This is a genomic window from Roseomonas alba (genome assembly GCF_019430885.1).
Classification (GTDB): Bacteria; Pseudomonadota; Alphaproteobacteria; order Acetobacterales; family Acetobacteraceae; genus Neoroseomonas; species Neoroseomonas alba.
This window is the reverse complement of sequence record NZ_JAHYBZ010000004.1, coordinates 100,287-115,069: the sequence shown is the minus strand read 5'-3', so window position 1 is coordinate 115,069 and position 14,783 is coordinate 100,287. Positions and strand designations below refer to the sequence as shown.

Below are 14,783 nucleotides of genomic sequence, written 5' to 3'. Positions count from 1 at the left end.
GCGTTCATCGGTTCAGGCCGTCGTCAGCTTCTTGATGGCGAGGCTGTCGAGGTAGGCGCGGGGATTCTCGGGATCGAAGACCTTGCCGTCGAAGAAGGTCTCGGTGCCACGGGAGGTGCCTGAGGGCATCTCGGCGTTCGGCACGCCGGCGCGGGCGGCGGCGGCACGCCAGATGCCTTCCCTGTTCACCTCGCGGATCAGCTTCGCGGTGTCGGTCGCCTCCGGCAGCACGCCCCAGCGGATGTCCTCGGTCAGGAACCAAAGGTCATGGCTGTGGAAGGGATAGGAGGCTTGGTCCCGCCAGAACTTCATGGCCAGATCCGGATTGCGCACCGTGCGGCCATCGCCGTATTCGATCTCGCCGCGGCTGCGCGGCAGGATGTCGGCGACCGGCACGTTGAACCAGGCGCGGCGGCCGATGATGCTGCACATCTCGGGCTTGTTGCCGTCCTCGTCGCACCAGCGCTGCGCCTCGATCACCGCGGCGGTCAGCGCCTCGGCGGCACGCGGGTTCCCGGCGACCCAGTCGCCGCGCAGGGCGAGCGCCTTCTCCGGATGGTTCTTCCACAACTCGCCGGTGACGACGGCGGAATAGCCGACGCGCTGATGCACGGTCTGGTCGTTCCACGGCTCTCCGACGCAAAAGGCGTCCATGGTGCCGACCTTCACATTGGCCACCATCTGCGGCGGCGGCACCACGATGGTCTGCACGTCCTTGTCGGGATCGATGCCGGCGGCGGCGAGCCAGTAGCGCAGCCACAGGTCGTGGGTGCCGCCGCGGAAGGTCATGGCGACCTTGCTGTCGGCGGTCAGGACGCCGCGCAGCGGAGCGGCATCGAGGCCGACGCGCAGCGCGGCATGCTTGCCGGCCACCGAGATGCCCTGGCCATTGATGTTCAACCGGGCGAGGATCGCCATCGGCACCGGCTGGCCGTTCTGCACCACGCGGCCGGTGTGGATCAGATAGGCCATGGGCGTGAGCAGATGCGCGCCGTCGATGCCGCCCCGCGCCCCGCCGAGCACGAGGTTGTCGCGCGTCGCACCCCAGCTCGCCTGCTTGGTCACCTCGACATCGGGCATGCCGTACTTGGCGAAGAGCCCGCGCTCCTTCGCGATGATCAGCGGCGCGCTGTCAGTCAGCGCGATGTAGCCGAGCACCGCCTTGCGGACCTCCGGCGTGGTTGCGCCCTGCGCGAAGGCACCGCGCGGCAACGCGGCCCTCGCGGCGGCTAGCAATGCGGCGGTGCCGGCCAGGGCGGCGCGGCGACGGATCGGTGTCTGGCTCATGCGTCGGACTCCAGGGGCGTGTTGAGAAGGGGAGAACGCGTGGGCCGGCCGGCCTCCGGCCGGGGCGACAGCCGCGACGCAGCCCGCTCCCACAGGTCAGGGCGCCATGGCGCGATGGCCTTGGCATCCGCGGTGGCCGCATGGCCCCAGCGGCGCATGGCGGCGAGCCAGGCGGCGGCTTCCTCGGGGCAGGGGCGGGAGGCTGCGAGGAAACGCAACGGCGCGCGCAGCCCCTGCGGCTGGGCGCCCTGGGCGGCGGCGACCTGGCCTTCCAGCGCGGCGACGATCGTCGAGCGCGGCAGTTCGGGGAAGACGCGCTCCTGCAGGATGCGGCCGGCTTCGACGCGGTTGGCGGAATCGTCCAGCCAGCGCGCCGCCTCGATCACCGCGGCGGTGACGGCCAGGATCGAGGCCTCGTCCTGCTCCACCAGCCCCTCGGCGAAGGCGAGCACTTTCTCCGGGTGGTCGGGCCAGATGTCGGCGGTGGCGAGCGCGAAGCGGCCCGCGCCGGTCGCGACCGCATGACTGCCCCAGGGCTCGCCGACGCAGAAGCCCTCGATGGCGCCATCGGCGAGCGCGCGGGCGACGCGCGGCGGCGGCACCACCACCAGCCGCACATCATGGTCGGGATCGAGGCCGCCTGCCGCCAGCCAGTGCCGCAACAGGTAGTTGTGGGAGGAGAAGGGGAAGACGACCGCGATGGTCGGCGGCGGCAGGCCTTCCTCGGCGCGGGCATGCAGAGCCTCGGCGAAGCGGCGCGGGTCGAGCGGCGCGGCGAAGCCCCCGATCGCCGAGGCCAGGGCCGGCGAGAGCACGATGGTGTTGCCGTTGCGCGCCAGCCCGGCGGTGACGGTCAGTCGCCGGCGCAGGCCCCCGATGCCCGCGGCGAGGGCAATCGCGAGTGGACCGAGCAGATGGGCGCCATCCAGTGCACCGAAGGCGAGCTTGTCGCGCAGGGCCGCCCAGCCGGCCTCGGCCGAGAGCACCACGGGCACGCCATGGCGCGCAAAAAGGCCGAGCGCATCCGCGATGACGAGCGGCGCGGCATCCGTGAGGGGAACGAAACCGATGCGCAGGGGGCGTTCAGGCGCGCGATCCATGTGACGCTGCTCCGGGCGGGATCACCTGGATCCCGCTCAGACGGACCGCCATTGGCCCGTCGGGTCGACCGGACAGAAGTCACTTCGGGCACGCCGTTGTGGCCGAGGACGCGCCGCTTGCTGCAACGCACGCGCTTTTTGCCGTAGCGACACAGCGATTGGGAAGGAAAAAATAGCCCGCACAACGGGCAAATCGGCCAACCCGGAACGATAATGCCCATTATTGGACCATAATGGTCACTTATTGGACAGAATATCCTCGGCGACTGCCACCATTTTAAGCCCGCGATCCATCGACCAGCGGCGCATCAGCCGATAGGCGTCTGGCTCCGACAGCCGGCGGCGCTGCATCAGGATGCCCTTGGCACGCTCGATCACCGTGCGTTCGGCGAGCGTCGCCCGGGCTTCGTCGCGCTCCTGGCGCAGGGCCTGGAAGGCACGGAAGCGCCGGATAGCAACCTCCAGCACCGGTCGGACGCGCGCCGGGGCGAGCCCTTCGACCACATAGGCAGCGACCCCGGCATCCAGCGCGGCCTCGATCTGGTCGGCATCGCCGCGGCTGGCGAAGACGACGACGGGGCGGGGTTCGTCGCGGTTCAGCGCCCGCATGCTCTCCAATGCGTCGCGGGACGGATCGTCCAGGTCGCAGACGATCACATCGGCCTGGGATTCGCGCACCAGACCAATCAGATCCGCGGTGTTCGAGGACACCGCGACCACGATGAAGCCTGCGGTCTCAAGCCCCGCCTGGACCTGGCTGGCGCGCGCGGCATCGGTATCGACAAGCAGGACGCGCAGGTCGGATGGCTCCCCTCGGGTGGCTGGTCCGGGCCCTGCACTCCTTGCACGGCCCGTGCCGCCCGGTCAGCCGTACCCGGGTAAGGGCGCGCCCGACGTCTCGGAGGGCAGTTCCCCGAACAACGTCCGGTAATCCTGCGCGAAGCGGCCGAGGTGCCAGAAGCCGTGGGTCAGGGCCGCGATCTTCACCTGCGCCGGGCTGCCGTTGCTCGCGCGCAGGGCAGCCCGTGCGAGATGCAGCCGCCGCAGACGCAGGTAACGGTGCACTGACATGCCATGCACCGCGACGAAGGCGTTGTGCAGGGTGCGCATCGGCACGCCGAGTGCCGCCTGGAGGTCCTCGGAGTAGAGCGGCTGGCCGATATGCGCGGCGAGGAAATCCTCGGCCTCCGACACCAGCACCACACGGCGATGCACCGCGCGGAAGGCGCCATCGCCCTGCAAGGGGTCCTGCGCCGCCGCGGCCGCGAGGCGCAGCGCATCCTCGACCAGCGCGCGGCGCACCGCGTCGAAGCCGAAGCGCGCCGCCTCGACGGCGGCAAGGCGCGCGGCATTGTGCGCGAAGACCGCCAGCCCGGCATGCCCGCGCGCATCGCGCCGGACCTGGAAGGCCTCGCTGCCCGGCAGGCGCTCATGGGCCACGGCGCCGAGCAGCGCCTCCGTGCGGAAGCTGATGCCCGACCAGCGGACCGGCCCTTGCACCCGGGCGAAGATCGGCGAGCCGGGGCCGAGATGCATCACGTCGCGCGCGCCGATGGTCAGCCCGTTCACCAACGTCGGCTCGTCGGGCAATTGCAGCCCGAACAGCAGCAGGGATGTGTCCGCCGCGACATGCCCACGCGTGATATGTGCCTCGTCCGAGGCGAGTTGCAGCCGCACCGGCCCGAGGTCGAGTGCGGTCAGCGTCGCGGTGTAGCGTCCGGGGGCGAGGCGCAGGTAATCGACCGCGACGTCCCGCAGCGCCGCCGTCAACGCGTCGGGATCGGCGAAGGTGGCGCGCCGGACGGTGGTGGCCAGTCCCGGTCCTTCGAGGATCTCCCCTGCGTCCACCTGCCACTCCCCTGCGCCATGCCGGGCTTTCTGAGAGACTGCTTGCGATGCCCGGCACCGGCCCGCACCCCCACCCGGCCGCCCATCCAGGATATTGTCGTTGCGTGGCCGGGTGCGGGCCGGTGCCGGGCATGGACATGCGCCGAACGGCGCATTTCCAAACGGTCTCTGAGGGGTCTAGGGGAGGTGGGGCCGCCTCTGCAATGGGTGGGCCCGCCTCTGCAATGGGTGGGCCTGCCGAATCCGGACAGGGATTGCCCTCTGTGGTACGGCGCCGGACCCGGTAGGCTGGGGCAGGGCGTGGCCGGTCCTGACCGCAACGGGCGTCGCCTGTAACCTTCGCCACCCGAAGGCCAGGTGCGATTCGCGCGCGCCGGCTGCCAGCGCAAGACGACCCCAACGAGGATGCCGCCATGATCACCGCCCGCCCCACGCCCCGCCTCGCCGCATTGCTGACCCTCTCCCTCGGCTTGGCCGCCTGCGGCGGGGGGGGCGCCGACCTGCCGCAGACGCCGCCGCCGGCGGATGCCCTGCCTTCGCCGGGTCTCTACACGATATCCCCGGGCACGCCGGTGGACGGGACGGTCCGCCTGACCCTGCGGCGTGGGGCGCCGACCGCCCAGGGCGTGCTCCAGGCCAACGGCCAGACCTTCCGCTTCACCATCGCCGGGCTATCGGCGCAGGACGGCGCGCCGGCGCAGACCGCGATCACCGGCCGGGTCTTCGGCCTCGAGCGCAGCGGCGCCTTCGCTGGCACCTATCGCGATGTCGGGGGCATCGCCTCGGATCTCGGCGCCGCGCTGCGGCTCGGCAACGACAATCTCGTCCTGATGGAACTGCGCTCGGCGCCGCCTGGTGTCTCGCTGGCCGTGCCGGCGCAGGGCGCGACGGTCACCGTTGCACCCTGAGGCGCAGATGGCCGCCGCCCGGGCGGCGGCCGAGATCACGTCCTGGGGGCCCGCCTGGCTGATCGGCGGGCCTCTCATCATGCTGACCGTGGTGCTGCACGTCCTCGGCCTCGGCGCGACGCGGGCGGCGCACCGCTTCGCCATGGGCCGCCGCGCGCACCTGATCCGGAACCAGGTGCTGAACTTCGCCGTGATCATGAGCCTCATCACCTTCATGGTGACGCTGCTGCACATCCTGCAGGCGGCGATCTGGGCCACGACCTATATCCTGGTCGGCGCCGCCACGACCGGCCACCAGGCCATGCTCTACTCGCTGAGCGCGATCACCAGCTACGGCCATGCCGAGGTCTTCCTCGACGCCCGTTGGCAGATGCTGGGCGCGATCGAGGCGCTGAACGGCGTGATCCTGATCGGACTCAGCACCGCCTTCCTCTTCGCGATGATCCAGCAATCCTGGCAGAACCATCCCCGCTGACACGGCAGGGACCGGGCCGGCGCCGGATATGGAAACGCGCCGCGAGACGCGTTTCCAGACAGAGTATCATACCGCCGAGCCTTGCTGATGACCTTGTCATCGGCACGGCGAACGGTATGGCGCGCGGGGTTGGTGAGGCGGCCGCGCGCAAATCCACAAGACTCTGATACCGAGTCAGCCGAAAGGCTGGCTGGTATCAGTTCTCGTAGTAGTTGTTCACCACCGTCGGCGGCTGGCTGTAGTTGTAGACGGTGGTCGCCGCCGGCGGCGGCGGGCGATAGGCATTGGCCGCCGCGGCACCGACCACGGCGCCCGTCACCCCGCCCACCACGGCCCCGGCCGCGAAGGCACCGCCCGGATGGTAGTAGGGCACCGGCGCGACCACCGGTCCATGATACCAGCCGCCACCCGCATAGCCGTGATAGCCATAGGTCGGGTGCGCGCCATAGTAGCCCGTCCCGCCGGCATGCCAGTGGTTGCCCCAGGCGGTGGTGCCGCCGGCATGCCACCAGACCGGCGTCGCGCCCGGCATCGCCGTGCGGACGGCCTGCCGCACGGCACCCGAGGCATCGAGCGGCGCCGCACCCACCGGCAGGGCGGCCAGCCCCGCCAGCGCCGCGATCGTCAGAAGCTTGCGCATCGTCGCGTCCTTTCCGTCAGCGGTTGAGGTTGTGGTCCTGCATCAGCTTGCGCCAGTCGGCGAGGCTGCGCTCGCAGAACTGGCGGTCGATCTCATGCGACGAGCCGGCGCCATAGGCCGAGGAGAAGCGGAAGGCCGCATTCGCGCCCATCTCGGCGATCAGGATGGAATTGAAGGCGAGCAGCGCGCGCTGGGCGGCGGGCTTCTCGGCCTCGGGCAGGCACTGGACGGCATGGCCCGCCATCAGGCCGAGATTGGTCAGGCCGCGATCGAGGCCCTCGACAGTGAGGCCCGCCGGCGGCTGCTGGGCCGAGGCCCCGGTCGCGATGCAGGCGGCGAGAAGGGCAGGTGCCAGGAAACGCATGGAGGAATGTCCCTGTGACTGGGGTGTTGGGCGCGGCGGGAGCCTAGCCCGGCGGCATGGCGTGATCGACCCACCATCTGCCGGTGGCACGGCAGAGTGAGGGAGAACCATCGCCATATCGTTCATGGCCGAGCGTCGTGTCATCGACCGGCAGCCGGCGGACGCGGGCGCATGGCGCGGAGCTGTTGCAGCAGCGCCGCCGCATCCCGGTCATTGGGGTTCAGCGCGAGGGCGGCGCGCGCCTGTCGCTCCGCTTCGGCGACGTCGCCCTGGTCGCGCGCCATCGTGGCAAGCGCGATCATGCTGTCGCGATGGCGCGGGTTGCGGCGGAGATTCGCCTCCAGCGCCGCCACGGCCTCGGCGCGGCGGCCCTGTTCGTGCAGCGCGATGGCCTGGACATAGGCATAGCCCGGCTCTCCCGGCGCGAGTGCGGCAGCCTCGGCGAGTGGGGCGAGGGCTTCCGCCGCGCGGCCCTGGCGGATCAGGGCCAGGGCCAGGGCGTAGTGCGCCTCGGCTGCGCGAGGATGCGCGGCGACGGCTTGGCGCAGGGCGGCAAGGGCGGCGTCGGGCCGTCCGCGCCGCGCCTCGAAATCGGCGAGGTTCACCAGCGCGGCGAGGTAGGTCGGATCGCGGGCGAGGGCGGCGCGATAGGCTGCCTCGGCCCCCGCGGCGTCGCCGCGCGCGGCGAGTAGGCCGGCGAGGTTGACCTGCGCTTCCGGCCGCTCGGCCGCAACGCGTTCCGAGGCGATCAGCTCCGCCCAGGCATGGTCGAAGGCGGGGCGCGACGCTTCCGGCAGGGCGTCCCGCGGCACCGGCGCGAGCACGCGCGCCGCCTCGATGCGGACCAGCCGGACCGGGTCGGTCAGGAAGCGCACCGCATGCATCCGGTTGCGGGGATCGAGGCCCTCCAGGGCCCGCAGCGCGGTCGCGCGCAGCAGCGGCTCGGCATCCAGCAGCGCCGCGCCGACCGCCCCGGCGCTGGCCTGGGTGGGCGGCACCGGCAGCAGCGACACGGCGGTCGCGCGCCGTATCGCCGGCTGGCTGCGATCCGTGACGATGGCGGCGAGCCCCGCATCGGCGCCGGGGCGGCCCTGGCGGCCGGCCTCGATGGCGAGCGCCCAGTGCGGATCGTCGCGCCGGCGCGGGCCGAACCAGTCGGCGATCCGCTGCGCCGCCCAGCTCTGCGCCCGGTCGGTGTGGCAGGTGGTGCAGGCATCGGGCGCGCCGATCTGCGCGGCGACATCGGGCCGCGGCACGCTGAAGCTGTGATCGTGCCGCCGGTCGATGCCCATATAGGTGACCTGCGGCATGTGGCAGGACGTGCAGCGCGCCCCGTCGCTGCCTGCCGGGTGATGATGGTGCTCCGCCGTGTCGAAGCGGGCAGGCAGGTGGCATTGCGCGCAGACGGCATTGCCCTCGGCGTGCAGCTTGCCGTCATGCGGGTTGTGGCAGTCGGAACAGGTGACGCCGGCGCGCTGCATGCGGGACTGGGTGAAGGATCCCCATTCGAAGACCTCCCCCTGGATATGGCCGTCCGCCTGGTATTCGCCGCGCGCCAGCAGCAACGGCGCATGGGTGTCGAGAAAGCGCGACCCCGGCACGGGATCGGCCACGATCGGCCGGGCGCGCGCATGGCAGGGGGCGCAGGTCTCGACCTCGGTGGTCGCGGAGATCCGGGGCGGGCCCTCCCAATGGGCGATGCCGCGCGGGTCGCCCTCGGCAAAGCGCCAGGCGCCGCCCGAGGCATCGCGCAGCGCCACCGGCAGCCGCGCGCGCGGGTCATTCGCCGAGGCCCCGGCCTGCGCCCAGGCGACATGCGCCGCCCCCGGCCCATGGCAGGATTCGCAGCCGACGCCGAGTTCCACCCAGCGCGTGTCGTAGCGGTCGCTGGCCTGGTCATAGCCGCGCTCGGCCCCGGTGACGTGGCAGGACGCGCACATGAAGTTCCAGGTCTGGTCGCGCCCGATCCAGTGCAGCGGGTCGCCCGCCGTCAGCTCCTCCTGCGGCATCAGGTGGTACCAGCGCTGGCCGCCTTCCGCGCGCGGCCGGCTGTCCCAGGCCCAGGGCAGGGGCTGGCGGCGGCCATCGGGGAACAGCACCAGGTATTGCTGCAACGGGTCGACGCCGAAGGCCTCGCTGACCGCGAAATCGGCGACGGTGCCGCCCGGGCCGTCGGTGCGGACCAGGTAGCGATCGCCCTCGCGCCGGAAGGTCGCGGTGTGGCGCCCGTCGGTAACCGTCTGGCCGGAGAAATCGCCGAGCACCGTCTGCGGCGTCGCCGCCATCATCGCGCGGGCATGGTCGCTGCCGTGCCATGTCTGGGCCTGCGGCGCGTGGCAGCCGGCGCAGCTTGCCGAGCCCGCGAAGCTTGCCCGCATGGCCGGCTGCGCGACCGGGCGCTCCGGCGCCAGGATCAGCGCGGCGAGAAGGAAGGGGGTAGCGACCAGGGCCATCAGGGTGGCCAGCCAGCGCAGGGTGCGTCGGGTGCCGAAGGCAGGGGAACAGGGCGGTGTCATGGACCTCATGCCGCCACGGGAAGCCCGGGCGCCCCATCAAGGCGCCCGGGGGCGATCATGTCACGGACGGCGCTGCTGCGCCGGCGCGAGGCCCGGCGCCGGCCGTTCCGCATCGCGGTGTTGCAGCGCGTCGAGGAAATTCACCACGGCCTCGAAGGTCACCGGGGTCTCGCTCGGCTCGACCACGAGCCGTGCCAGGGTGCCGGTGAAGGCGAAGGGCACCTGGTAGTCGCGGTCATCGACCGGCGTCCCGGTGTCGAGACCCACATCGAAGGTCTCGTCCCAGGCGAAGGTGAAGGGCACGGTGTGGGGCAGGGTGAGGCGCGCCACTTCCCGGCCGTCCACCGTCAGCACGCCCGTCCCGCCATGGCCGAAGGGCGCCTCGCCCGCCGGATCACGTGTGAAGTCGAAGACGATGGTGTGCTTGCCCGGGCGCAGCGCCTCGGGGGCCTGCCACTTCGGGCGTTCGAGGTTCAGCAGGTTCATGGTGAAGGTCGGCCGCCCTTCATGCAGATACAGGCCCCAGCCGGCGAAGCGGCCGCCCTGCGTCACCAGCATCCCGTTCGCCCCGCCCTCCGGGACCTCGATCTCGGCGGTGATGCGGTAGGACCGGTTGAGGATGTTCGGCGCCGCATTGGCCTGGGTGCAGCAGGAGCTGCCCGTATAGACGAAGCGCGACCGTCCCGCCGCCGGGCCCGGGCGGGTCGAGATCATCGCGGCGATCGAGTTGTTCAGCGGGAAGACCTGGTTGCGCGTCGCTTCCATGATGAACAGCTCCTGCATCGCGCGCAGCCGTTCGGGCTCCGCTGCCGCCAGGTTGCGGCTCAGCAGCTGTGTCGGATTGTCCGCGAGATTGTAGAGTTCCCACTGGTAGCCGTTCATCACGTCGGACGGGCGTGGCGACGCGATCGAGGCCCAGGGCGGCACCGGCGGCGTGGTGCTGGCGATCCAGCCATCGTGATAGATCGCGCGATAGCCGAGGATCTCGAAATACTGGGTGTGCCGCGTGGATGGCGCGGCGACGTTCTCCCGCGGGATCGTATAGGCCATGGACACGCCATCCATCGGCCGCTGCGCGATGCCGTCCACCATGTTGGGCTGCGGGATGCCCACCAGGTCGAGGATGGTCGGCACCACGTCGATCACATGATGGAACTGGGTGCGGATGCCGCCCCGATCGGCGATGCGCCCGGGCCAGGAGATCGCCATGCCGTTGCGGGTGCCGCCGAAGTGGCTGGCGACCTGCTTGGTCCAGCGATACGGGGTGCCGAAGGCCCAGGTCCAGCCCACCGCCATGTGGTTGTAGGTCTGGTCGGTGCCCCAGGCGTCGTACCAGGGCATCTGCTGCTCGGCGGTCAGCGCGACGCCGTTGAAGTACATCACCTCGTTCGGCGTGCCGTTGACCGAGCCCTCGGCGGAACTGCCATTGTCGCCGCTGATGTAGATGATCAGCGTGTTGTCGCGCTGGCCGAGCCGCTCGACCTCGGCGATGACGCGGCCGATCTCATGGTCGGTATAGGCGAGGTAGGCGGCATAGACCTCGACCTGGCGGATGAAGAGACGCTTCTCGACGTCGGACAGGCTGTCCCAGCGGCGGAGATCGTCCGGCCAGGGCGGCAATTCCGCATTGGCAGGGATGACGCCGAGCCGCTTCTGGTTCTCGAAGATGCGCTCGCGCAGCTTCTCCCACCCGTCGTCGAAGAGGTGCATCGCATGGATGCGGTCCACCCATTCCCGTGTCGGGTGGTGTGGCGCATGGGTGCCGCCCGGCGCGTAGTGGATGAACCAGGGGCGGTCCGGGGCGATCTCGGTCTGGGTGCGGATGTAGCCGATGGCATCGTCCGCCATCGCCGTGATCAGGTTCCAGCTTCCGTTCGGCCGGCCCTCATAGGGATGGATCGGCGTCGTGTTGCGGAACAGGTTGCCCGGCTGCCACTGGGAGGTGTCGCCGCCCACGAAGCCGTAGAAATAGGAGAAGCCCTGGCCGATCGGCCAATGCGTGAAGGGGCCGGCGGTGCTCGCTTCCCAGGGCGGGACGTTGTGGTTCTTGCCGAACCAGCCGGTGGCGTAGCCATTGTCCTGCAGGATGCGGCCGATCGTCGCCGTCTCCGGAGGGATGATGGAATTGTAGCCCGGATAGCCGCTGGAAAGTTCGGCGATGTTGCCGAAGCCTACCTGATGGTGGTTGCGCCCGGTCAGCAGCGCCGCCCGCGTCGGCGAGCACAGCGCCGTCGTGTGGAAGGTCGTGTAGCGCAGCCCCGTATCGGCGATGGATTGCAGCGTCGGCGTCGGGATCACGCCGCCGAAGGTCGAGGGCGCGGAGAAGCCGACATCGTCGGTCAGGATCAGCAGCACGTTCGGCGCGTGCGCCGGCGGCATGGTCTGCGGCGGCCAGGCCTCGGTGCTCTGCGCCGCATTCGGCAGGATCTGGCCAGTGAAGGGCGGGGTGGGCGGGGGCAATTGCAGCCCCTGCGGCGTCATCACCGCATCCGGCGCGCCGGGCGTGCCGCGCACCTGTTGTGCCGCGGCGCCGACCGGCACCGTGGCCGTGACCGCCGCGATCACCAGGGATGCTGTCATCCCCAGCAGTGTCTGCCGCATTCCGCTGCCCTTTCCTGCCACGCCATGGCGCCACGCCGGATCCTGCGATCCCGCGGCGGGTCACGCCCAGCCTACCACCCGGGGCCCAGGGTCTCACGGCGCAACCGATGTCCATTCCCGGCAATCGTGCCGGCGGCGTCGTCTCAGAAGCCGTAGAGCCGCGCCGGATTGTCCACCAGCACGCGCTTTCGCAGCACAGCATCCGATGCCCAGGCGCCGAGCAGGTCGAACAGGGCTCCATCCTCCGGCATCCACGCCGACAGCGACGGATGCGGCCAGTCGGTGCCCCAGACGCAGCGCTCCGGCGCGGCATCGAGCAGCGCTGTCGCGAAGGGCGCGACATCGCCGAAGGGCGGTCCGGCCGAGATGCGATACCCGCACAGCTTCACCCAGGCGCGCCCGGACCCGAGCAGCCGCAGCAGCGCCTGGAAACCCGGCGCGCCGACGCCCTCGGCCGCGCGAACGCCGCCCATGTGGTCGATCACGACCTCGACCGGCAGTGTCGCGAGCTTCGGCGCGATCTCCGCCAGCACCGCGCCCGAGACGTAGAGTTGCAGATGCCATCCCATCGGCGCGATGCGCCGGGCCATGGCGTCCAGCGCCTCGACCGGCGCGCCATTGCCGCTGACCAGATTGAAGCGCAGCCCGCGCGTGCCGCCGTCATGCAGCGCGCGCAGTTCCGCATCGCTGATCGCCGGATCGACCACCGCGACGACCCGCGCGTGATCCAGCCCGAACCGCGCCGCCGCATCCAGCGAGCAGCGATTATCCGTCCCATAGACCGAGGGCTGCACGATCACGCGCCGCGTCAGCCCCAGCGCCGTCGCCACCCGCTCATAGGCCGGGATCAGCGCCGCTGCCGGGTCGTAATGCCGCCCCGCATCCAGCGGAAACCGGTCATAGGGTCCGAAGATGTGGAAATGGCAGTCGCAGGCGAGGTCCGGCGCGGTCCAGGACGGCGCGGGGGTCACGTCGAGCGGCGGGAGGCAGGGTCTCATCCCCTCAGCCTAGTCCACCGACGCACCCTTACCCAACGCCGCAAGATCGTGTTCGATACCGGCAAGAACAGGGATTGGGGGAAACCGCGTGATCACCCGTGAAGCCGACTACGTCATCCTGGGCGGCGGATCCGCCGGCTGCGTCATGGCCGCGCGCTTGTCGGAGGACCCGACAGCGCAGGTCGCGCTGCTCGAGGCCGGCCCCTGGGACCGCAATCCCTGGATCCACATCCCGATGGGCTTCGCGCGGCTCTACGTGACCCGCAAATTCGACTGGAACTACCAGACCGAGGCCGAGCCCGAGCTCGGCGGCCGCAGCCTCTACTGGCCGCGCGGGCGCGTCATCGGCGGGTCGGGCAGCGTGAACGGCCTGGTCTTCCTGCGCGGTTCCCCGCGCGACTACGACCGCTGGGCGCAATCCGGGGCACGAGGCTGGTCCTATGACGATTGCCTGCCCGCCTTCCGCAAGCTCGAGACCTTCCACGGACCCGACAGCGACTATCGCGGGAAGGACGGCCCCGTGCAGATCGGCGAAGTCCCCGAACCCTCCGCCGGCTGTCGCGCCTTTGTCGAGGCCTGCGAATCACTCGGCTTCGCCCGCAACGCCGACAACAACGGCGCGTGGTTCGAAGGCGTCGCCCCCAACCAGCTCAACGTCCATCGCGGCTGGCGCTGGTCGCCGGCGACCGCCTACCTCAAGCCCGCCCTCGGCCGGCCGAACCTGACGGTGGAGGTCGAACGCGTCGCCCAGCGCATCCTGTTCCGCGACGGCCGCGCCATCGGCGCCGTGCTGCGCGGCAAGGATGGCGAGGAGACTTGGCTCGCGCGGCGGGAGGTCATCCTGTGCGCCGGCGCCATCGAAAGCCCCAAGCTGCTCATGCTGTCCGGCATCGGCGACGGCGCCGCGCTGCAATCCATGGGCATCCCCGTCACCGCCCATGCGCCGGAGGTCGGCAAGAACCTCCAGGACCACTTCATGATCCGCTATGCCTTCCGCACCAAGCCCTGCGGCACGCTCAACGAGATCATGGCGAACCCGATCCGCGCCGCTGGCCTCGGCCTCGGCTGGCTGACGCGCGGCAAGAACCAGATGGCCGTCGGTGCGTCCGAAGCCAGTCTCTTCGCCCGCGTCCTGCCCGGCTCCGAGGAACCCGAGGTGCAGTTCCAGTTCGTGAACTTCTCCCTCGGCGACCAGTCGCGCGGCGCCAGCCAGCTCGCGAAATACCCGGGTTTTACCTTCAACTACTGCGTCTGCCGTCCCGACAGTCGTGGTGAGCTGACGCTTCGCGCGCCCAACGCCGACATCAAGCCGGTGATCCGCGCGAACTACCTCTCCGCCGCCTCCGACATCCGCATCATGCTGGAAAGCCACCGGCTCGGCCGGCTGATCGCGAAGACCGAGCCCTTCGCCCGACTGATCGAGGGCGAGGAATGCCCCGGCGCCGACACCCAGACCGACAGCCAGGTGCTGGACTACATCCGCGCCAACGGCGCGACCGTCTATCATCCCTGCGGCACCAACCGCATGGGCGCCGACGACCGTGCCGTGGTGGACCCGGAACTGCGCGTGCGCGGCGTGACGGGGCTACGCGTCGTGGATGCATCGGTGTTCCCGCTGGTTCCGTCCTCCAACATCCATCCCGCCGTGCTGATGCTTGCGGAACGGGCAGCGGAGATGGTGCGCAGGGCAGCCTGACGTCCGCGGCTTCCCCTGATCGCCGGGAAGGCCAGAAGATTGGCGATGCTCCGCCCGTGCGCGCCATCCCGCCAGGGCTGCCCGTCGGCCTTGCCGCACCAGGTGAATGGGTGCCGCTGGTACCCGGAAGCCCTGGACTGCAATCGCGTTGGCTCAGGAGCGGCCATGCCGCGCCCGGCACCAGCCTGGGGTTCCGAAGGGCCTTTCGGCCTTTGGTCGGGGACGAAGCACGGCTTCGCGCCAGCAGGGGGCGAGGTCAGATCCCGGCTCGACATCTGCGAAGGACGCGCCCGGGAGCGGCCCGCCCGATCACACACCACTTGAAATAAGCGGTGGCAACTAACTGAAAA

Annotated in this window: 12 protein-coding genes; 3 read left to right on the top strand and 9 right to left on the bottom strand. The window is 70.8% G+C overall.

Annotated elements, in window-relative coordinates:
- Window positions 1-12: 12 nt before the first annotated feature.
- From KPL78_RS12265 to KPL78_RS12250, 4 genes are all read right to left on the bottom strand, one after another.
- Window positions 13-1,287 carry a CmpA/NrtA family ABC transporter substrate-binding protein gene (locus tag KPL78_RS12265; RefSeq protein WP_219763254.1) on the bottom strand — a complete coding sequence of 425 codons (1,275 nt, stop codon included), beginning with the start codon at window positions 1,285-1,287 and terminating at the stop codon, window positions 13-15.
- Window positions 1,284-2,387: a CmpA/NrtA family ABC transporter substrate-binding protein gene (locus KPL78_RS12260; protein ID WP_219763253.1), complete on the bottom strand. Its 1,104-nt coding sequence runs from the start codon at window positions 2,385-2,387 to the stop codon at window positions 1,284-1,286. Before KPL78_RS12260 ends, KPL78_RS12265 begins: the two co-directional genes overlap by 4 nt.
- 237 nt (window positions 2,388-2,624) lie before the next feature.
- Window positions 2,625-3,176, bottom strand: a complete 552-nt coding sequence (locus KPL78_RS12255; RefSeq protein ID WP_255568998.1) for an ANTAR domain-containing response regulator — start codon at window positions 3,174-3,176, stop codon at window positions 2,625-2,627.
- A 75-nt stretch (window positions 3,177-3,251) separates the two neighbouring features.
- Window positions 3,252-4,235: a helix-turn-helix domain-containing protein gene (locus KPL78_RS12250; protein WP_219763252.1), complete on the bottom strand. Its 984-nt coding sequence runs from the start codon at window positions 4,233-4,235 to the stop codon at window positions 3,252-3,254.
- A 413-nt stretch (window positions 4,236-4,648) separates the two neighbouring features.
- On the opposite strand from KPL78_RS12250, the gene KPL78_RS12245 reads away from it, so the two are divergent.
- Together KPL78_RS12245 and KPL78_RS12240 are read left to right on the top strand one after the other, a co-directional pair.
- Window positions 4,649-5,143 (top strand): hypothetical protein, encoded by a 495-nt coding sequence (locus KPL78_RS12245; RefSeq protein ID WP_219763251.1) that lies wholly within the window; start codon window positions 4,649-4,651, stop codon window positions 5,141-5,143.
- A gap of 7 nt (window positions 5,144-5,150) precedes the next feature.
- Window positions 5,151-5,618, top strand: a complete 468-nt coding sequence (locus tag KPL78_RS12240) for a hypothetical protein (RefSeq protein WP_219763250.1) — start codon at window positions 5,151-5,153, stop codon at window positions 5,616-5,618.
- Window positions 5,619-5,814: 196 nt separating this feature from the next.
- Here the strand turns inward: KPL78_RS12240 and KPL78_RS12235 are convergent, their stop codons facing one another.
- The 5 genes from KPL78_RS12235 to KPL78_RS12215 all read right to left on the bottom strand — a co-directional run bounded on the left by KPL78_RS12235 (window position 5,815) and on the right by KPL78_RS12215 (window position 12,737).
- Window positions 5,815-6,258 carry a hypothetical protein gene (locus KPL78_RS12235; protein WP_219763249.1) on the bottom strand — a complete coding sequence of 148 codons (444 nt, stop codon included), beginning with the start codon at window positions 6,256-6,258 and terminating at the stop codon, window positions 5,815-5,817.
- Between the two features lie 16 nt (window positions 6,259-6,274).
- Entirely contained in the window at window positions 6,275-6,622 is a 348-nt protein-coding gene (locus KPL78_RS12230) for a hypothetical protein (protein WP_219763248.1), read from the bottom strand.
- A 140-nt stretch (window positions 6,623-6,762) separates the two neighbouring features.
- A complete protein-coding gene (locus KPL78_RS12225; RefSeq protein WP_219763247.1) occupies window positions 6,763-9,138 on the bottom strand; it encodes a tetratricopeptide repeat protein in 2,376 nt (791 codons plus the stop codon).
- Between the two features lie 60 nt (window positions 9,139-9,198).
- Complete coding sequence (locus KPL78_RS12220) at window positions 9,199-11,739, bottom strand: arylsulfatase (protein WP_219763246.1); 2,541 nt, start codon at window positions 11,737-11,739, stop codon at window positions 9,199-9,201.
- Window positions 11,740-11,882: 143 nt separating this feature from the next.
- Window positions 11,883-12,737 carry an amidohydrolase family protein gene (locus KPL78_RS12215; protein ID WP_219763245.1) on the bottom strand — a complete coding sequence of 285 codons (855 nt, stop codon included), beginning with the start codon at window positions 12,735-12,737 and terminating at the stop codon, window positions 11,883-11,885.
- Between the two features lie 88 nt (window positions 12,738-12,825).
- Between KPL78_RS12215 and KPL78_RS12210 the strand changes: the two genes are divergently transcribed.
- Window positions 12,826-14,433 carry a GMC family oxidoreductase gene (locus tag KPL78_RS12210; protein ID WP_369412741.1) on the top strand — a complete coding sequence of 536 codons (1,608 nt, stop codon included), beginning with the start codon at window positions 12,826-12,828 and terminating at the stop codon, window positions 14,431-14,433.
- The last annotated feature ends 350 nt before the right edge of the window (window positions 14,434-14,783 follow it).